18 protein-coding genes and 4 tRNA genes are annotated in these 18,865 nt (G+C 59.3%); 5 read left to right on the forward strand and 17 right to left on the reverse strand.

What is annotated here, in order from left to right; translation table 11 throughout:
- Positions 1–58: 58 nt before the first annotated feature.
- A complete protein-coding gene (locus L6D74_RS12500) occupies positions 59–508 on the reverse strand; it encodes a hypothetical protein (protein ID WP_064594868.1) in 450 nt (149 codons plus the stop codon).
- A gap of 349 nt (positions 509–857) precedes the next feature.
- On the opposite strand from L6D74_RS12500, the gene L6D74_RS12505 reads away from it, so the two are divergent.
- From L6D74_RS12505 to L6D74_RS12515, 3 genes are all read left to right on the forward strand, one after another.
- On the forward strand, positions 858–1,946 hold the full coding sequence (locus L6D74_RS12505) for an asparaginase (RefSeq protein ID WP_064594866.1): 1,089 nt from the start codon (positions 858–860) through the stop codon (positions 1,944–1,946).
- 186 nt (positions 1,947–2,132) lie between these two features.
- Positions 2,133–2,402, forward strand: coding sequence for a DUF1654 domain-containing protein (locus tag L6D74_RS12510; protein ID WP_373874470.1), 270 nt, complete (start codon positions 2,133–2,135; stop codon positions 2,400–2,402).
- A gap of 4 nt (positions 2,403–2,406) precedes the next feature.
- The gene (locus L6D74_RS12515) at positions 2,407–3,096 is read left to right on the forward strand and encodes an endonuclease (RefSeq protein ID WP_064594862.1); all 690 of its coding nucleotides are present in this window, start codon (positions 2,407–2,409) and stop codon (positions 3,094–3,096) included.
- Positions 3,097–3,150: 54 nt separating this feature from the next.
- Here L6D74_RS12515 and L6D74_RS12520 read toward each other — a convergent pair whose 3' ends face one another.
- Together L6D74_RS12520 and L6D74_RS12525 are read right to left on the reverse strand one after the other, a co-directional pair.
- The gene (locus L6D74_RS12520; RefSeq protein WP_236189370.1) at positions 3,151–4,053 is read right to left on the reverse strand and encodes a siderophore-interacting protein; all 903 of its coding nucleotides are present in this window, start codon (positions 4,051–4,053) and stop codon (positions 3,151–3,153) included.
- Between the two features lie 87 nt (positions 4,054–4,140).
- Positions 4,141–4,506, reverse strand: coding sequence for an SPOR domain-containing protein (locus tag L6D74_RS12525; protein WP_236189372.1), 366 nt, complete (start codon positions 4,504–4,506; stop codon positions 4,141–4,143).
- Between the two features lie 250 nt (positions 4,507–4,756).
- Between L6D74_RS12525 and csrA the strand changes: the two genes are divergently transcribed.
- Positions 4,757–4,951 (forward strand): carbon storage regulator CsrA, encoded by a 195-nt coding sequence (csrA, locus tag L6D74_RS12530; RefSeq protein WP_003179932.1) that lies wholly within the window; start codon positions 4,757–4,759, stop codon positions 4,949–4,951.
- Between the two features lie 206 nt (positions 4,952–5,157).
- Here csrA and L6D74_RS12535 read toward each other — a convergent pair whose 3' ends face one another.
- The 3 genes from L6D74_RS12535 to L6D74_RS12545 form a co-directional block, all read right to left on the reverse strand.
- The gene (locus L6D74_RS12535; protein WP_236189374.1) at positions 5,158–5,613 is read right to left on the reverse strand and encodes a DUF2214 family protein; all 456 of its coding nucleotides are present in this window, start codon (positions 5,611–5,613) and stop codon (positions 5,158–5,160) included.
- 443 nt (positions 5,614–6,056) lie between these two features.
- Positions 6,057–6,416: a GNAT family N-acetyltransferase gene (locus L6D74_RS12540; protein WP_236189375.1), complete on the reverse strand. Its 360-nt coding sequence runs from the start codon at positions 6,414–6,416 to the stop codon at positions 6,057–6,059.
- Positions 6,417–6,557: 141 nt separating this feature from the next.
- Positions 6,558–6,634 (reverse strand) — tRNA-Val (locus L6D74_RS12545).
- Positions 6,635–6,818: 184 nt separating this feature from the next.
- On the opposite strand from L6D74_RS12545, the gene L6D74_RS12550 reads away from it, so the two are divergent.
- A complete protein-coding gene (locus L6D74_RS12550; RefSeq protein ID WP_236189376.1) occupies positions 6,819–8,102 on the forward strand; it encodes an NAD(P)/FAD-dependent oxidoreductase in 1,284 nt (427 codons plus the stop codon).
- Between the two features lie 52 nt (positions 8,103–8,154).
- Here L6D74_RS12550 and L6D74_RS12555 read toward each other — a convergent pair whose 3' ends face one another.
- The 11 genes from L6D74_RS12555 to L6D74_RS12605 form a co-directional block, all read right to left on the reverse strand.
- Positions 8,155–9,126, reverse strand: a complete 972-nt coding sequence (locus L6D74_RS12555; RefSeq protein WP_236189377.1) for an XdhC family protein — start codon at positions 9,124–9,126, stop codon at positions 8,155–8,157.
- A gap of 2 nt (positions 9,127–9,128) precedes the next feature.
- Positions 9,129–10,364: a c-type cytochrome gene (locus L6D74_RS12560; protein WP_236189378.1), complete on the reverse strand. Its 1,236-nt coding sequence runs from the start codon at positions 10,362–10,364 to the stop codon at positions 9,129–9,131.
- A 2-nt stretch (positions 10,365–10,366) separates the two neighbouring features.
- Positions 10,367–10,906, reverse strand: coding sequence for a (2Fe-2S)-binding protein (locus L6D74_RS12565; RefSeq protein ID WP_007956473.1), 540 nt, complete (start codon positions 10,904–10,906; stop codon positions 10,367–10,369).
- The gene (locus L6D74_RS12570) at positions 10,899–13,730 is read right to left on the reverse strand and encodes a xanthine dehydrogenase family protein molybdopterin-binding subunit (RefSeq protein WP_236189379.1); all 2,832 of its coding nucleotides are present in this window, start codon (positions 13,728–13,730) and stop codon (positions 10,899–10,901) included. Before L6D74_RS12570 ends, L6D74_RS12565 begins: the two co-directional genes overlap by 8 nt.
- Before the next feature lie 421 nt (positions 13,731–14,151).
- A tRNA-Asp gene (locus L6D74_RS12575) sits at positions 14,152–14,228 on the reverse strand.
- Positions 14,229–14,321: 93 nt separating this feature from the next.
- A tRNA-Asp gene (locus tag L6D74_RS12580) sits at positions 14,322–14,398 on the reverse strand.
- A 55-nt stretch (positions 14,399–14,453) separates the two neighbouring features.
- Positions 14,454–14,529 (reverse strand) — tRNA-Val (locus tag L6D74_RS12585).
- 90 nt (positions 14,530–14,619) lie between these two features.
- Positions 14,620–15,396 (reverse strand): SDR family oxidoreductase, encoded by a 777-nt coding sequence (locus tag L6D74_RS12590; protein ID WP_041475192.1) that lies wholly within the window; start codon positions 15,394–15,396, stop codon positions 14,620–14,622.
- Positions 15,393–16,604 carry an O-succinylhomoserine sulfhydrylase gene (locus L6D74_RS12595; RefSeq protein WP_064594841.1) on the reverse strand — a complete coding sequence of 404 codons (1,212 nt, stop codon included), beginning with the start codon at positions 16,602–16,604 and terminating at the stop codon, positions 15,393–15,395. The genes L6D74_RS12590 and L6D74_RS12595 overlap by 4 nt, the downstream gene beginning before the upstream one ends.
- An 80-nt stretch (positions 16,605–16,684) precedes the next feature.
- Positions 16,685–18,190 carry an amidophosphoribosyltransferase gene (gene purF, locus L6D74_RS12600; protein WP_007956466.1) on the reverse strand — a complete coding sequence of 502 codons (1,506 nt, stop codon included), beginning with the start codon at positions 18,188–18,190 and terminating at the stop codon, positions 16,685–16,687.
- A gap of 41 nt (positions 18,191–18,231) precedes the next feature.
- Entirely contained in the window at positions 18,232–18,792 is a 561-nt protein-coding gene (locus L6D74_RS12605) for a CvpA family protein (protein ID WP_039771589.1), read from the reverse strand.
- Between the last annotated feature and the right edge of the window lie 73 nt (positions 18,793–18,865).

The raw sequence follows: 18,865 nt of genomic DNA on the forward strand, positions 1-18,865 counted from the left end.
TCAACGACTGAAAATCTGCATTTTTTGTAGGGCAAATCACCGTCACCACCCCCTTCTCCTAGGCGGTCGTGTTGATCACACCGCCGCTGCCGGACCCCTTGGCCATCTCACGAACCAGATTGCCGGCCACTTCCATGAGTGCAGCGTTGGTGTCTGCAATCTGCCCCTGGATCGACATGACGACTGTCGTCTTGGCTTCTTCGGTCGGATAGCTGGCCGCCTGCGCCGCGGCCAATTGCTGTTGCTGCTCCTGCAATTGCTGCTGTAACTCCTTCATGCGCTTGAGCAGTATCTTGATCGTGATGCTTTGATTGCCACCGCTTTCGGCCGGCGCCTCCTCCTGCACTGGGCCGCCACCGGTTCTGACTTGCTTCGTATCGCCAGCGTCTTTGCCCAGCGCTTCGGCCGCCGCTTGCTCGTTGGCCTCGCTCAGGGCATTGATCGTAGCGGCTGTTTTTCCGCCGATGGTAACCGCGCCGGGGTTTGGCAAACCGATAGTCAATGACATTTGAACTCCTGAAAAATTGGACCCCTATAAAGGCGCATCGGCCAGTGCGCCGTTTTCTTTAGCACAGATCCGAAAACTGGCCAGCTCACCCTGCGGACGGAGCTCGTAGTCCTTTTCGGTGAGCCGAACGAGAAAACAGCCCGCGTTCGGAAACCCGGATGAGCGAGGGAGGATCAAAACCAATCATCGAATAAATCTTGATTTAAATCATGAGGTTAAACATTTCTCTCAAGCACAGTACGACTGGTACAGATCCTGCTCCCTCCCTGCACCCCTGGCATTCAGATCGGCCCGGGGCGCATCTAGATGAACCTGCATCAGCACCGTCTCACTACTAGAGAGAAAAATAATGACATCTGCTTTGAAGAATTTCGTTCCGGGCGCTTTGGCCCTCCTCCTGCTCCTGCCAACCGCCCTCCAGGCAAAAGAAGCCGAAACTCAGGCCAAGCTGGCCAATGTAGTGGTACTGGCCACCGGCGGCACCATTGCCGGCGCGGGCGCCAGCGCGGCCAACAGCGCGACCTATCAAGCCGCGAAGGTAGGCGTCGAACAATTGATCGCCGGCATTCCCGAACTGAGCAAGCTGGCCAATGTGCGTGGCGAACAGGTCATGCAAATCGCCTCGGAAAGCATCACCAACGAAAACCTCCTGCAACTGGGTCGTCGCGTTTCCGAACTGGCCGACAGCAAAGACGTCGATGGCATCGTCATCACCCACGGCACCGACACTCTGGAAGAGACCGCTTACTTCCTGAACCTGGTGGAAAAAACCGACAAGCCGATCATCGTCGTCGGCTCCATGCGCCCGGGCACCGCCATGTCGGCGGACGGCATGCTGAACCTGTACAACGCCGTGGCCGTCGCCAGCAGCAAAGAAGCTCGCGGCAAAGGCGTACTGGTGACCCTGAACGATGAAATCCAGTCGGGTCGCGATGTCAGCAAGATGATCAACATCAAGACCGAAGCGTTCAAAAGCGCCTGGGGTCCGCTCGGCATGGTAGTTGAAGGCAAATCCTACTGGTTCCGCCTGCCAGCCAAGCGCCACACCATGGATTCGGAGTTCGATATCAAAAACATCAAGAGCCTTCCTGACGTAGAAATCGCCTATTCCTACGGCAATGTCAGCGACACAGCCTACAAGGCCCTCGCCCAGTCCGGCGCCAAGGCGATCATCCATGCCGGTACCGGCAACGGCTCGGTTTCCTCCCGCGTGGTTCCGACCTTGCAAGCACTGCGCAAGGACGGTGTGCAGATCATTCGCTCGTCTCACGTCAATGCCGGTGGTTTCGTTCTGCGCAACGCCGAGCAACCTGACGACAAATACGACTGGGTGGTTGCTCACGACCTGAACCCACAGAAAGCCCGCATCCTGGCCATGGTTGCCTTGACCAAGACTAACGACAGCAAAGAGCTGCAACGGATGTTCTGGGAATACTGATCTGCCTTCGCCCGATCCATTCCTGATCGGGCACTGGTTTCACCTTTCGTCAACCTGACGGAGGGTGAAGCTCCCGCCTCCGCCAAAGAAAAATTACACCTGCGCGACACCAAAACCGGAAAACCGCTGTCAGAGGATTTTCTTGAATTTTAAGCAGTTGCGAAAATGCCTACAGTTAAATACTGTATGCACGTACAGCTTAATAAGGATAACCTCGTGGCCACTTCCCCTGATGCTCCTGACGCTTACGAACGCGTGGGCATGCGCGTTCAAAAAATCATCAACTCCCCCACCGCACAAAAAGCCAAAGCCGCGCTGATCTTCCGACTTCCAGACGAGCCGGTGGATGACTGGGAGCGCTTGCTGGAAGAGATCGACGAGAACGACAACGTCACCCTCGCCTACCGCGACGATGGCGGCGTACAGATTTTCTGGGTTGTGCCGAAGGAAGATTGATTCAATGATTCTGCGTTTTGCTGCTGTGCTGCTGCTGTTCATATCCATTGGCGCGCAAGCCGGTGCGCCGCGTACGTTCACCGAGGCCAAGAAGGTCGCCTGGAAACTGTACGCCCCACAATCCACCGAGTTTTATTGCGGGTGCAAATACACTGGCAACAAGGTCGATCTGGCCGCCTGCGGCTATGTCCCACGCAAGAACGCCAAACGTGCATCCCGCATCGAATGGGAGCACATCGTTCCCGCGTGGCAGTTCGGCCATCAACGTCAATGCTGGCAGGAAGGCGGTCGCAAGAATTGCACCCGCTATGACCCAAGCTATCAGAAAGCCGAAGCCGACCTGCACAACCTGGTGCCGAGCATCGGCGAGGTGAATGGCGACCGCAGCAATTTCAGCTACGGTTGGTTGCCGGTCGAAAAGGGTCAGTACGGCTCATGCCTGACTCAGGTCGACTTCAAGGCGAAGAAGGTCATGCCCCGCCCTTCGATTCGCGGCATGATCGCCCGCACCTACTTTTACATGAGCAAACAATACGGCTTGCGCTTGTCGAAGCAGGATCGGCAACTGTACGAAGCCTGGGACAAGACTTACCCGGTGCAAGACTGGGAGCGTCAGCGTAATCAGAGCGTGGCGTGCGTGATGGGACGCGGCAATGAATTTGTCGGCCCGGTGAACCTGAAAGCCTGCGGTTGATATCCTGATCAAAAGAAAAGGCCTTGAGCGACAAACTCAAGGCCTTTTTTGTGCTCAACCGCCGGACTTGTTGTAACGCCAGTAGCCCATCAGATTGAGTGATTCGCGAGGGATGCCACGCTCCTTGATCAGGTATTTGCGCAGACTCATGACCGCTGCTGATTCTCCGGCGATCCAGCCATAGAATCCCTCGCTGGCCGTTTCGGCGACCTCCCAAAGAATCTCTTCTTCGATGTCGACATCCGCCAGCTCGACCGCCTGCCCAACCGGCGATGCATCAACAGGCAACGTCGCCTGCCGCACGGCTTCCACCATCAACGTACCGGCAGCTGCCTGATCGCGAATCAGCCATTGCACCGAAAGCCCGGGCCAGTCAGGAACCGCCAACATGTCTTCACGACTGTCGACCTCAAAAAACGCCTGGGTCTGCGGCGGTTCAGCCAGTGTCGCCAGTTCTTCCAGAATCCCCATGGCGGCCGGCAACGCTGTGGAATCGGCGACCAGCAGAAGTTGCTTGAGCGTTTGCGGAGGTTTCCATTCAAATCCCCCCGCCTCTTGTGCCATGAATCGGCTGTCGGGGGCGAGAATCTGCATCGACTCGCCAGGCTGTGCTCGCAAGGCCCAACGGGAGGCAGGACCGGTCTCGCCGTGCAGTACGAAATCGATATCCACTTCGCCTGCTTCGGCACGCAAGTGGCGGATGGTGTAGGTGCGCATCGCCGGGCGACGATCAACCAGCATCGAGCGGAAACGGGCGTACCACCCCTCCCCCTGAGAAAGCCTGGCGGGTGAGCCATCTGCTGCAGGGAAAAACAGCTTCACTCGCTGATCCGGCGCCCACGCAGCCATCTCGGTGACCGCCGAGCTTGCGAGGGTGATCCGCATCAAATGCGGGCTCAGTTGATGCTTGTGACGCAAAACAACGTCGAACAACTTGTAAGGATTGGCGGAGGCCATGCGGAGCTCCTTCTGGGTATCTTCAGTGATTGCTTTAAAAACGAATCACGGGGGACACCCTTTAGTCAGCTCCGCCGAATGGATCGCTTATTGAGCGACCGTGCGCTCGATCACCAGTGTTTCGATGTTCTGCTTCTTCGCCTTGATCAGCGCGGCGTTCACATCCGCCTGCCGTGCCTCGGCGTCAGCCTTCGAATTGAAAGGGCCAAGCAGGATCCGGGTCTTGCCGCTGGCGTCCTTGATGACGCTGGCCACAAAGGCATGCTCGATCAGCCAGCCGCTGAGGTCGCTTACGGCTTGGGGAGTTTCACCGCGCACTTCCAGATCCCACTGCGACCCCACCGCAACAGGCGCCGCTACCACCGCCGGTTTCGCTTTTTGCGCATCCACACTCTTGCCTTCGCCACATCCTGCCAATGCCAGTGCCGCGACTACCCAGACCAATTTGCGCACAACGCTTCCCTCTGATTTTTCAAAGCGGCGATCTTAACATTCGAGAATACTTTCGGAGCCCCGCAAAATGGGCACAAAAGGACGAGATTGATGCTGACAGCCCCTGTATAGTTACGCGCTGGGAATTAATGCCGCTGCTGCGCGTCAGAAAGAGGCACCCAGACTTTAAGACTTCGCACTAATCTATACGTACCACCGACCTCTGCACTGTCTGAATCAGGTGCCCTACAAAGCAATCAAGGAGAAGACCATGCTGATACTCACCCGCAAAGTCGGTGAAAGCATAAACATTGGTGATGACATCACGATCACCATTCTCGGCGTCAGCGGCCAGCAAGTTCGAATCGGCATCAATGCTCCGAAGAACGTTGCAGTGCACCGGGAAGAAATCTACCAGCGCATCCAGGCTGGCCTGACCGCTCCGGACAAGCCACAAACGCCCTGAGCCCTACCGCAGTCAGTAGCCAGTTCGTTTGCCTGCGCGCAATGACTGGCTAAAGATTCAAGCGCCGTATTGCCATTCCCCCACCTCCCTGGTGACGGCGCGTGCCACGCCCCTTCCCGCCTCACCCTTCTCGCGACCGATACTAACTGTCATTCAAAGGGTTGGCTGTCGGATATTTCCGAATAGCGAATGGGAATCGCGCCGGCCTAGCCGAATGTAACGCCACGCGCCATCCCGGTGGCCGCCACGACCATCAGTATCAACAACAGCGCTTCGGCATGACTGATCCGCGCGAATACCTTCGCACGTCCTGTGTCAGGGACAGCACCGCGTGCCTTGGCCATGCGCCACTTGATCAGGGTGATCATCGGCAAAAGCTCCAGAAGCAGAATCAGCACAAACAACGTCATCTTCAGATGGAACAGCGGCTGATGCAGGTAGTAGTCGGTTCCCTTCTCATAACCGGCAAAGGCGCGCATGCCGCCGGAGATGAGCAGCACCAGCGCCGAGAGCCCCCAGACATTGTCGGCAAGCAATACGCGCCCGACCTCACCCGAGCCGGACGCCAGGCGACTGAAGGCCGTCCCACGCGTCAACACCGCCCAGAAGCCCATGGCAAATGCCAATAGATGAATCGCTGCAAGAAACCAGTGAACCAGCATTGATGAACTCCTGTCCGGCAGAGGCGAAATCAGCCTGACAGTAGTAGTCGAAAAAATGAGGACTTGCCTGTCACCCCTCCCGGAAAAACGGAAGCGGGCGAGACGAGAGACTGGCAGAGGCGCGGGAAAGGCAAATCGCGGGCAAAAAAAATCCCAAGCAGCTGATGGAAGCTTGGGATTTAAAAATGCATAAACCGTGGTGGTGAACGCGGGGCGGATATTACTGATTTTTCCAGTATGTAACAACGTATTTTTGATAACCAAATGGTTAATAAAATCCGTAACCCATTAAATATCCACACTATTTAAAAGGTCGCTCACAAAAGTCGGCGACGAATGGATCAAAATCCATCGCAGTCAATACGCGCATGGCTCAAGAATTTTACAAAAATGAGTTCGGGATCCCCCGGGTCAAGGTTCTGCACCGTTCCGCTATGCTGATATCAAAGATTTGTCAGCAGCTGCCGCATCGGCAAGTTGGACGTATTGGTCGACGTGAAGATCTTGCCTGCAACAGCGTGATGCTCCAGACCACTCACGATTTGCCGACCCACGCCGGAACGCCTGCTCGCACTGGAGACGACCACGAGGGATATGAACCACTCACCGAAAAAGCTTCGATCCAAACAGCCGTAGCCGAGAAGAACGCCAGGATTGTCAGTCTCGCAGGCAACCCAGCACTCCTGCGCCCCAACAGCCCTCGCGATGCACGCTCGACGGCGGCTATCTGTTTCAGCGACAGGATCAATCTTCAACAGGCTTTCGATATCGCCTGAACTGGCGCGCTTGAATTGGCGACTCATGAATACACCCCTGCAAATGTGCCGAAGTGTAGCTGCGGTCGACCAAACGGAAATTTGCAAAGGTTCTGAAAATCGCAGACAACAAAAAAGGCCCACCTTTCGGTGAGCCCTTTCAGACCGCCCAGCAGAGCGGATTTTGTTTGGTAGGCGCGATTGGACTCGAACCAACGACCCCCACCATGTCAAGGTGGTGCTCTAACCAACTGAGCTACGTGCCTGCTGTGAGGCGGCATTCTACGGAATTCCGGAGGGGTGTCAACACCTTTTTTTCACCTAACCCTATGAATATGCAAAATATTTAATTTCGACCCGCCGCAAGAAGATTTCCCGGTGGCTGGCGGAGGTTTTTCAACTGGGGTAGGATCGCTGCACTCGTAAAATATATTAAACAGAGGCTGCAGGATGGCGAACACCCCTTACCCAGAGTCTTACTACGCGGCATCGGCCAACGCCGCACCACCACGTCCTGCCTTGCAGGATGACGTGGAGACGGATGTCTGTGTGATCGGCGCTGGTTATACGGGACTTTCCTCGGCGCTCTTCCTGCTGGAGAACGGTTTTCGCGTTACCGTGCTGGAAGCCGCCAAGGTCGGCTTCGGCGCCTCGGGGCGCAATGGCGGGCAAATCGTCAATAGCTACAGCCGTGACATTGATGTGATCGAACGCAGCGTCGGCCCGAAACAGGCGCAACTGCTCGGGCAGATGGCCTTCGAAGGCGGCCGGATCATTCGCGAGCGCGTCAGCAAGTACAACATCCAGTGCGACCTCAAGGACGGCGGCGTATTCGCCGCCCTCACCGCCAAGCAGATGGGCCACCTGGAATCGCAGAAACGCTTGTGGGAACGCTTCGGCCATACCCAATTGGAACTGCTCGATCAACGCCGCATCCGCGAAGTGGTGGCTTGCGATCAGTACGTCGGCGGCATGCTCGACATGAGCGGCGGCCACATCCACCCGCTCAACCTGGCCCTCGGTGAAGCAGCCGCCGTTGAATCCCTGGGCGGCGCCATTTACGAACAGTCGCCGGCCGTGCGCATCGAACGCGGTGCCAACCCGGTCGTACATACACCGCAAGGCAAGGTCAGAGCCAAATTCATCATCGTCGCCGGCAACGCCTACCTCGGCAATCTGGTGCCAGAGCTGGCGGCCAAATCGATGCCGTGCGGCACTCAGGTCATCACCACCGCACCACTGGGCGATGATCTGGCGAAATCCCTGCTGCCGCAGGACTACTGCGTCGAAGACTGCAATTACCTGCTCGACTACTACCGCCTTACCGGCGACAAGCGCCTGATCTTCGGCGGCGGCGTGGTGTACGGCGCGCGGGATCCGGCGAACATCGAAGCGATCATCCGCCCGAAAATGCTCAAGGCCTTCCCGCAGCTCAAGGACGTGAAGATCGACTACGCCTGGACCGGCAATTTCCTGCTGACCCTGTCGCGCCTGCCTCAGGTCGGACGCCTGGGCGACAACATCTATTACTCCCAGGGCTGTAGTGGCCACGGCGTGACCTACACGCACCTGGCCGGCAAGGTATTGGCCGAGGCACTGCGCGGACAAGCCGAGCGTTTCGATGCCTTTGCTGATCTGCCGCACTACCCTTTCCCCGGCGGGCAACTGCTGCGCACACCGTTTGCCGCATTGGGCGCGTGGTACTACGGACTGCGCGACAAGCTCGGTTTCTGATGCGCAAAAAAAGGGGCCGCTGAAAAGCGGCCCCTTTTACATCCAGCTCCAATCACAACTGATCCCGCGCAATCCCGCTGCGAATCCGCAGGATATCCGCGAGCACCGCCAGAGCAATTTCCGCCGGCGTCTTGCTGCCCAGGTTGAGGCCGATCGGCGCATGAATTCGCGCCAGCTCGCTCTCCCCCAGCCCGCCAATCCGGCGCAAACGCTCGAAGCGCTTTTGTGAAGTCTGCAACGAACCCATCACGCCGATGTAAAACGCCTCGGTGCGCACAGCTTCCATCATCGCCAGATCGTCGATGCGCGGATCGTGGGTCAACGCCACCACCGCCGTATCACGGTGACAACCGCCATCGGCGATGAACACCGACGGCAATTGCCGGCGAATCTCCACGCCATTGAGCACCACGCCTTTCAGCACTTCTTCACGCGGGTCGCAGAGGATCACTTCGAAGCCGAGACCGACCGCGAATTCCGCACAGGCCTGCGCCACGCTGGAATACCCCGCCAGCAGCAAACGCTGAGCAGCCCCGATGCGGATCCGTACCCGGTCGATTTCACGCTCGATTCGCGCGCCCTGCTCGTGATCGGTAAACAGGCTACGCGCACCAGTAGTCAGATCGACTTCGCGAATCACCCGGCGCTGCCCGAGCAACGCCGATTCGAGCTCACGCAGGTGCGCCTGCACATCGCAGCCGGCGTCAAATTTCTCTACCAGCACATCGAGAATGCCGCCGCATGGCAGGCTGACCCGCGAACGCGGATCGTCACCTTCGCCATAACGCACGACATTGATCGCATCGAGAAACGCACCTTCGGCGACGCGCTCGAGAAAGTCTTCCTCGACGCAACCACCGGACAGCGACCCGATCCACTGCCCGCCGTCGTTCACCGCCAGCAGCGAACCTGGCGCGCGAGGTGCCGAGCCGTAGGTGGTCAGCACGGTGCAGAGCCAGATGCGTTGCCCCGCCGTCGACCACTCCAACGCCCGTCGAACCACTTGCAGATCGAGATGCTGCATGATCAGTGCGCCTTGTGCTCAACGGACGGCGCATCAGCCTGCAGCTTCTGCACATCACCAACCGCCAGCTCGGCCGACTGACCACCCCAGCCCTGACGCAGGTAGTTCAGCAGATCGGTCAGTCGTTCGGCACTGAGCTTGTCGGCAAAACCCGGCATCGGCTGCATGTGTTCGAACCCGGCGAATTTCTGTTCGCCGATGCCATCCTCGATCACGCGCAACAGGTTGCGCGGGTCTTCCAGACGCAACGTGGTGTTGCCGCGCATGGCCACCGCGATGTGCGGTTTGCCCTCGCCACCGGCCGCGTGACAGCCGGCGCAGACGTTCAAGTATTCCTGAAGGCCGCGCTGGGCGCTGACACTGAGTTTTTCCACCGGCACCTCGGTCAGTTCTTTCGCCGCCGGAGGCTTGTCGCCCAGCAGGAAAGTCGCCATCGCCGCCAGATCCGGATCATTCAGGCCCTGAGTGCTGTTGTGGAACACCGGGAACATCTCGTTGAACATCGTGCCCTGGGCGCTCATGCCGTGCTTGAGGAACGTGCTCAGGTCCTGATGGTTCCAGCCGCGTGCCGCCAAGTCGGTTGCCAGCAGGCTCGGCGCCAGATAGCCGTTAAGGATGCCGCCGGTCAGGCGCTTATCCAACTGCATCGCGCCCGGCAGGCCGCGTGGCGTATGGCATTCGCCGCAATGGCCGAGCACTTCGACCATATACTGGCCGCGTTTCCAGGCGTCGCTTTTGCCTTCGGCAGGCTCCAGCTTCAAGGCTTTGCCGTACATCATGTTCCAGCCAATCAAGCCCGGACGCACGTTGAACGGGAAGCTCAGACTGGTCGCCGGCGCGGCGCGCTCGATCGGCTCGACGGTTTTCAGATACGCGTGAATCGCATCCGAATCCGCACGCGGCATCAAGTGATACGAGGTGTACGGCATCGCCGGGTACAGGTTGGCGCCGTCGCGACGCTTGCCTTCAGTCAGCGCAGCGAAGAATTCGTCATCGTTGTACAAACCGATGCCGTGCTCTTTGCTTGGAGTGATGTTGGTGCCGTAGATCGTGCCGAACGGCGATACGATCGGCAGGCCGCCAGCAAACGGCGCGCCGCCGGGCGCAGTGTGGCACGCCATGCAGTCAGCCGCGCGGGCGAGGTATTCGCCGCGCTTGACCTGATCATCCGCGTGCGCCGCCAACACAGGCGCAGCCAGCCCGACCGCCAGGGTCAGGCGGGTCAGTAATTGCTTCATGCTTAACCCTCCTTGACCAGGCCGAGATCGGTCAGCACGTTGCGGGTGGCGTTGTAGTAACGCACGTACCCGGTGCAACGGCAGACGTGATGGCCGAGGCTGTCCTCGATGACTTGCTCCAGTTTGCTTTTGACGATTGGCTGGCGCTGCAGCTTCTCCACCAGCACGGTCGCGGCGTTGACGAAGCCCGGCGCGCAGTAGCTGCACTGGAAAGCGAATTCGTCGACGAACCGCTGCTGGATCGGGTTCAGCTCGGTGACCTGGCCTTGCTCGTCACGCTTGGCGTGGCCTTCGATGGTGCGGACTTTCTTGCCCTCGAAATAATGCGCGCCGGTGATGCAGGTGCGCACTTCTTCGCTGGTGCCATCCGGGTTATCGACGATCACCACGCAGGCGTGGCAGATGCCCTGGCCGCAGCCCAGGCGCGAACCGGTGAGGTTCTTGTATTCGTGCAGGTAGTCGATCATCGGCAGGTCATCAGGGATGTCCACCGGGCCGACGGATTGACCGTTGAGGGTCAGTTGAAGCGGACGGTTAGCCATTGAGGGCCTCCTTGATGCGCGCAGCAGTGATTGGCAGATCGCGAACACGTTTACCGATGGCGTGGGCCACGGCGTTACCGATGGCACCGACCACCGGAATCATCACCACTTCGGCGATGCCTTTGGACGGGTCGCTTGGGGACAGCGGCGGCAGGATTTCCGACGTCTGCTTCCACACCGCCACATGGCGCGCCATCGGCAGGCGATAACGGTTGAAGTTCCAGTCCCCCTCCCCCGGCCCGCCTTCGTACAACGGCATCTCTTCCATCAAGGCGTGACCGATGCCCATGGCGATCCCGCCTTCGAGCTGGCCGCGAACCAGTTCTTCGACCAGCACCCGTCCGCATTCCAGCCACGAGTGATGGTTGAGCACTTCGACTTCTGCCGAACCTTTGTTGACCTTCAACTCGACCAGCGTTGCCACCGGGCTGTAGTAGGTCACGGCGGCGTTGTTCAACTGGACGACCGGATAGGCGATGTTCTGCCGATCCAGCAGGTGGAAACCGGCGCTGGTCATCTGCGCTTTCTTCGCCTTAGGGGCGCCGTCGCCGTACTTCACCGCCAGACCGTCGAGCGGCAGACGCTCGCGCACGCCATCGATGCTGTATTCGGCCTCGGCCCAGCTCCAGCGGTTGAAACCGTGAACCGTGGCGCCAGTGACCAGACCGCGCTCGTGCGCACGCTTGGCCAGCTCTTCGAAGGTCAGTGGCTGCATGCCGTTGGCGGTGAGTTTGCCGTCGACCCAATGCGCATCTTCGCGACGCACCACGTAAGGGTTGGCCTGGCCGCCGTACGGACCCTGACGCCAGATCTCCAGCGCCGCCGGCCACAGACCGTGGTTGAATAGCACGCGCGCCGCTTCACGGGTGGCGTGGCTGAAGTAGTAGGCGGAGTTGGTCGCGGACGAGGCCGATGCCAGCTTGCCGACCCAGCGCGGGTTGCGCAGGAAGTTGTCCTGTTCGGCCTGGCTCATGATGTAAGGGTTGCCGGCGGTGACCAGCTGCATTTCATCCCACTCGGTTTCGCCGGTCTTCACGTCGTGAGCCGCGCTGCCGAGGAAATCAGCCACTACCAAGGCTTGCGAGGTGGACATGCCGGTACCGATCTCGATGCCGATGTGACGCAGGGAAATGCGGCCGTCAGCGGTGAACTCGATGCTGGCCATCGGTGCTTCGGAACCGGTGCCGAAGTCTTTCTGGCAAATGGCGAAACCCACGCCATACCAGTTGTCCGGATCCGCCGCTTCGCGCTGCTTCTTGATCGCGTCGCGGTTTTTCCAGACTTCGTGCAGCGAAGCCTTGTCGAGAATCTCGTGCAGGCGCAACGCACCGGCCGGGATCGCGCCCTGGGTGTTTTTCATCCCCGAGCGCAGCGCATTTTTGCGGCGCAGATCGATGGCATCGACACCAAGGCGATCGGCGATTTCGTCGACCATCATCTCGGTGGAGGCCATGCTCTGCAGCGTGCCGTAGCCGCGCATCGAACCCGCTTCAACCGCTCGGGAATGGTAAGCGGTGACCTGCAGGTCGTTCTGCGGCATGTAGTAGATCGACTGCGCCGCCGTAGCGCCAACGGCCGCTACCGACGGGCTGTAGTTGATCCGGCCGCCACCGTCGACGCTCATCTCGGCACGGAAAATCTTGAAGCTATGATCGGTCTTGTCCACTGCCAACTGGTAGCGGATGTCGAACGGGTGACGCTTGATGCCGCTCTGGAACTGCTCGTAGCGGTCGTTGGCCAGGCGAATCGGCACGCCCGCGCCGTACAACGCCGCCAAAGCTGCGTAGTAGACGAAAATGTTGTGGTCCTTGGACCCGTAACCGACGGTGTAACCCGGGTGCATGTTGAGGTTCGCCAGGCCAAAACGCGACGGCCCGATCATCTTCGCGGTCTCGGTGGCGGTTTCCAACGGGCACTGAGTGGCGACGACGAAATGCAGGGTCTTGGTCGCCGGGTCGTACCAGCCGTTGCCGTTGTCCGGTTCCATCGCGGCCGGTTCGATCGACGGGGTCTTGTAACGTTCGTCAAACACCAGCCAGTTGTCCGGCGGGGTGTCGATCTCTTTCTTCATGCGATCGGCATAGAACAGGCCGCGTTCGGTCAGGTTGCCGTGCAGGTTCGGTTGGGAATTCCACACCGGACGACGGTTCTTCAGCATCGGGAACAGGATCGAGTCCTTGAGGCTGGCGAATTCGTCTTCGTCTGCCGACGTCGGGCCACCGACGCGCACGTAGCGGAAACTGCCATAGGGATCGCCTTCGTAGAACGGTACTTGCGCACCGTAACGAATCGCTTTGTCATTGAATTTGAGTTTGTTCTTGGCCTGGCGGAAACGCTCGAAGTCGTTCCAGATCAGGATCGCAACCGGGTGGCCGATGAACATCGGCACCTTGCCTTCCGGCAGCAGCGGATCCGGCGCGTGCTCTTCCGGGAACACGATGCCGTCCTTGTCCAGGTCGGCGGCGGTAACGATACGATCAGGCTGCAGATCGGCGCCGAGCCACGACAGGTCATAGCCTTCGTAGATACGGTCAGCCTTGATGGTTTTCAGCAACATGGCGTGGCCTTGCTGCTGGGGCCAGCCCGGCATGTCCTTGGAACGGATGTCGCGGGCAAACACTTTGCTGCCGCAGACCTTGGACAAGGCATCGTTACGCTGGCGCGCCTTGCCGTTGTTGCCGAGCCACTGCTCGGACGGCACGGTGACGCTGTTTTCCATCAAGGCACCGAGCGCCTGACTGCTGAGCGGCGTCAGCGTAACGCTCACACCCGCCACCAGCCCGCCCTGAAGGAACGAGCGCCGGGATATTTCACGGTTGGACATGGATCATCCTCTGGGCGGTTATGGATCCGCCCTTCTGGTTATCTACTGGGAATCTCGAGTCTTGCAGAAGCCCTTTTTGACGAAGCAAAGGGCGTGATGACAGTGCAAAGCTGACCGAAAGGTTAACTTTATAGGTTTCTGAGCTCGCAGCAAACAACCAGTTACAAAAATTTGACTAAAGAATCAAAAAATCAATGCGGCATTGCATCGCAGCGACTCGGAGACTCAGGTAGATTGCCCGGCAGCATCGAACGAGCCACGGCTAGGATTCGTCGCCGGCTACAAGGGAGGAATTTGGGAGAGGTCAAATTTCAGACACAAAAAACCCCGGTCTTTCGACCAGGGTCTTTGCTATCGATTCCGAATCAACCAGAGGTTGCGTTCGGTGTTTCAAGGCGTTCAGCGGTCCTTGAAACAGATATGGCGCAGCGGACGGGACTCGAACCCGCGACCCCCGGCGTGACAGGCCGGTATTCTAACCGACTGAACTACCGCTGCGTATCGCTTTGAGCTGACGCTCAAGTAACTCGTTTGACTGAAAGCTTCGGTGCTTTTCAATCGCGAACCAGACAGTGTCTGACTCGTTAAATATGGCGCAGCGGACGGGACTCGAACCCGCGACCCCCGGCGTGACAGGCCGGTATTCTAACCGACTGAACTACCGCTGCGCGTCGGTGCAGGCACTTTCAGCCTACGTTCTTGCTTACGCAAGTCTCTCGGGAGTGGTGGGTGATGACGGGATCGAACCGCCGACATTCTGCTTGTAAGGCAGACGCTCTCCCAGCTGAGCTAATCACCCGTTTGCATCTCCGAGGCCGCGAAATTTACGCAGGTAGCGAACCTAAGTCAATAGCAGGATTGAAGTTTTTCTAAAAAAGACGAAATTGCTTCATTCCGTATAAATCATCTTCTTGGTCATGCCGCCATCGACCACGAATTCCTGCCCCGTCACAAACCCTGCATTCTTCGACAGCAACCACGCCACCATCGCTGCCACATCCTCGACCGTCCCTACCCTGCCCGCAGGATGCTGGGCATGATCGGTATCGGTCAGCGGTTCCGCGCGCCGGGCGGATGGATCCCGCGCATCGATCCAGCCCGGACTGACCGCATTGACGCGAATCTCCGGCCCGAGGCTGATCGCCAGTGCGTGAGTCAACGCCAGCAAACCGCCCTTGCTCGCCGCATAGGCTTCCGTATCAGGTTCCGACTGCGCCGCACGGGTCGAGGCCAGATTGACGATCGCCCCGTTGTGCGCACGCAGATACGGCGCGCAGTGCTTGGCCAGCAACATCGGCCCACCGAGGTTCACCGCCAACACCCGATTCCAGTAAGCCAGATCGAGACTTTCCAGCGTGATGTTGTGCGGATCGGCCACGGCAGCGTTGCACACCAGCGCATCCAGACGACCGAATTGTCCCAGCACCTCAGCGACACCGAGCGCCACCTGGCTTTCGTCCGCGACGTCCATGGCGATGAACCAGGCGTTCTCGCCCAGCACCTTCGCCACTTTCGAACCACGGACACGATCAAGGTCGGTCAATACCACCTGCCAGCCTTCGCTGATCAGCCACGCTGCGATGCCCAGACCGATCCCCCGCGCGGCACCCGTGACCAATGCAACGCGGCCATGGGTGCCGATCTTCGGCGTAGACAACTCGATCACAACGCCGCCAGACCGCGCGACAGATCGGCTTGCAGGTCAGCCACGTCTTCCAGACCGACCGCGATGCGGATCAGGCTGTCACGAATGCCGGCAGCCTCGCGCTCCTGCGGCGCCAGACGGCCGTGGGACGTAGTGCTCGGGTGGGTGATGGTGGTTTTGCTGTCACCCAGATTGGCGGTGATCGAGATCAAACGGGTCGCATCGATGAAGCGCCAGGCGCCCTCTTTTCCGCCCTTCACCTCAAAGCTCACCACCGCGCCGAAGCCTTTCTGCTGACGCTGAGCCAGCTCGTGCTGCGGATGGCTCTTGAGACCGGCGTAATGCACCTTCTCGATGCCGTCCTGCTGCTCCAGCCATTCGGCCAGTTGCTGGGCGTTGGCGCAATGCGCCTTCATCCGCAGGTTCAGGGTTTCCAGACCCTTGAGGAAGATCCAGGCGTTGAACGGGCTCAGGGTCGGCCCGGCGGTACGCAGGAAGCCGACGATTTCTTTCATCTGTTCGCTGCGACCGGCAACCACACCGCCCATGCAACGGCCCTGGCCATCGATGAACTTGGTGGCCGAATGCACAACGATGTCTGCGCCCAGCTTCAGCGGCTGCTGCAAGGCAGGCGTGCAGAAGCAGTTGTCGACTACCAGCATCGCGCCCTTGGCGTGCGCGATTTCCGACAGCGCGGTGATATCCACCAGCTCAGCCAACGGATTGGACGGCGACTCGACGAACAGCAATTTGGTGTTGGACTTGATCGCTGCGTCCCAGGCCGACAGATCGGCCAACGGCACGTAATCGACTTCCACGCCAAAACGCTTGAAGTACTTCTCGAACAGACTGATGGTCGAACCGAACACGCTGCGCGACACCAGCACATGATCGCCGGCACTGCACAGGCTCATCACCACTGCCATGATCGCGGCCATGCCCGTCGCCGTAGCCACCGCCTGCTCGGCGCTTTCCAGCGCGGCGATGCGCTCTTCGAAGGCGCGAACGGTCGGGTTGGTGTAACGCGAGTAGACGTTGCCCGGCACTTCCCCGGCAAACCGCGCAGCCGCATCGGCGGCGGTACGGAACACGTAGCTGGAAGTGAAGAACATCGGATCACCGTGCTCGCCTTCCGGCGTACGGTGCTGACCGGCACGTACGGCCAGGGTATCGAACGCTACGCCTTCGAGGTCGCTGTCCAGCCGACCGGCATCCCATTCCTGACTCATGCTGTCACTCCTTGCCCTGTTCTCGATAAATAAAAGTCTTTTGCCAGATACAAAACCGGCCCCTAAGGGCCGGTTGAAACTCAGTTGTTGTACAGATCGATGATCGCACTGACCGCCTGGGTCTTGACCTTCGAGGCATCGTTGCGTGCCTGTTCGATCTTGTTCAGGTAAGCCTCGTCGACGTCGCCGGTGACGTACTTGCCGTCAAACACTGCGCAATCGAAGTTTTCGATCTTGATCTTGCCGCCGCCGACCGCTTCGATCAAGTCAGGCAGGTCCTGATAGATCAGCCAGTCAGCGCCGATCAGGTCAGCCACGTCCTGGGTCGAACGGTTGTGCGCGATCAGCTCGTGAGCGCTCGGCATGTCGATGCCGTACACGTTCGGGAAGCGAACAGCCGGAGCCGCCGAGCAGAAGTAGACGTTTTTCGCGCCGGCTTCGCGGGCCATCTGGATGATCTGCTTGCAGGTAGTGCCACGAACGATCGAGTCGTCGACGAGCATCACGTTCTTGCCGCGGAATTCCAGCTCGATGGCGTTGAGCTTCTGACGTACCGATTTCTTGCGCGCGGCCTGGCCAGGCATGATGAAGGTACGGCCGATGTAACGGTTCTTGACGAAACCTTCGCGGAATTTCACGCCCAAATGGTTGGCCAGCTCCAGCGCGGCAGTGCGGCTGGTGTCCGGAATCGGGATGACCACGTCGATGTCGTGCTCTGGACGCTCGCGCAGGATCTTCTCGGCCAGCTTCTCACCCATGCGCAGACGGGCCTTGTAGACCGACACGCCGTCGATGATCGAATCCGGACGCGCCAGATAGACGTGTTCGAAGATGCACGGGGTCAGGGATGGGTTGGTCGCACACTGACGGGTGTGCAGCTTGCCGTCTTCAGTGATGTAGACCGCTTCGCCCGGCGCCAGGTCGCGGATCAGGGTGAAACCGAGCACGTCCAGCGAAACGCTTTCGGAAGCGATCATGTACTCGACGCCTTCGTCGGTGTGACGCTGGCCAAACACGATCGGGCGGATGCCGTGCGGGTCGCGGAAACCAACGATGCCGTAACCGGTCACCATCGCCACAACGGCGTAACCACCGACGCAACGGTTATGTACGTCGGTCACGGCGGCAAACACATCTTCTTCGGTCGGTTGCAGCTTGCCGCGCTGGGCCAGCTCGTGAGCGAACACGTTGAGCAGCACTTCCGAGTCGGAGCTGGTGTTGACGTGACGCAGATCGGATTCGTAGATCTCTTTGGCCAACTGTTCAACGTTGGTCAGGTTACCGTTGTGCGCCAGGGTGATGCCGTACGGCGAGTTGACGTAGAACGGCTGAGCCTCGGCCGACGTCGAGCTGCCGGCAGTCGGGTAACGGACGTGGCCGATACCCATGTGGCCGACCAGGCGCTGCATGTGACGCTGTTGAAACACGTCACGCACCAGGCCATTGTCCTTGCGCAAGAACAACCGGCCATCATGGCTGGTCACGATACCGGCAGCGTCCTGGCCGCGGTGCTGGAGCACGGTTAGCGCGTCATACAGCGCCTGATTGACGTTCGACTTACCGACGATACCGACGATGCCACACATGCGACGCAACCCCTACTTAATGGATCTGAACTGAACAACACTCACTGAGGCGTTTTGGCCGACGGCAAGAGTTGCTCCTTGAACGGAATATCAGCGGGTACGCTGATTCCGCTGGCAAGCCACTGACTGCTCCACCCGAGAATCAGGTTCTTGGACCAGTCTGCGACCAATAGAAACTTTGGCACGAGCTGTGATTCTTTCCACCACCCGTCCTGCTGTACCGGCCCCAGGCTCAACAGCCCGACCGCCACGACCACCAGCAACACGCCACGCGCAGCGCCGAAGGCCATGCCGAGGAATCGATCGGTTCCGGACAACCCGGTGACGCGAACCAACTCGCCGATAAGATAATTGATCATTGCGCCCACGATCAGTGTGGCGACAAACATGATGGCACAGCCCGCGATCACGCGAGCCGACGGTGTTTCGATGTATCCGGCGAGGTACTCGGACAGTGAGCCACCGAACATCCAGGCAACAGCTCCTGCGATGATCCAGGTCACCAGCGACAATGCTTCTTTGACGAAGCCGCGGCTCAAACTGATCAAAGCGGAGATGGCGATGATTGCAACGATCGCCCAGTCAACCCAGGTAAATGGCACAGTGCAGCCTACGGACGGATAAGGCGGCGCATTTTAGCAGAGCGCATGGCTGTCGGTAAGCTGCGATTTTCAG

This window comes from Pseudomonas pharyngis (assembly GCF_021602345.1).
Lineage (GTDB): Bacteria > Pseudomonadota > Gammaproteobacteria > Pseudomonadales > Pseudomonadaceae > Aquipseudomonas > Aquipseudomonas pharyngis.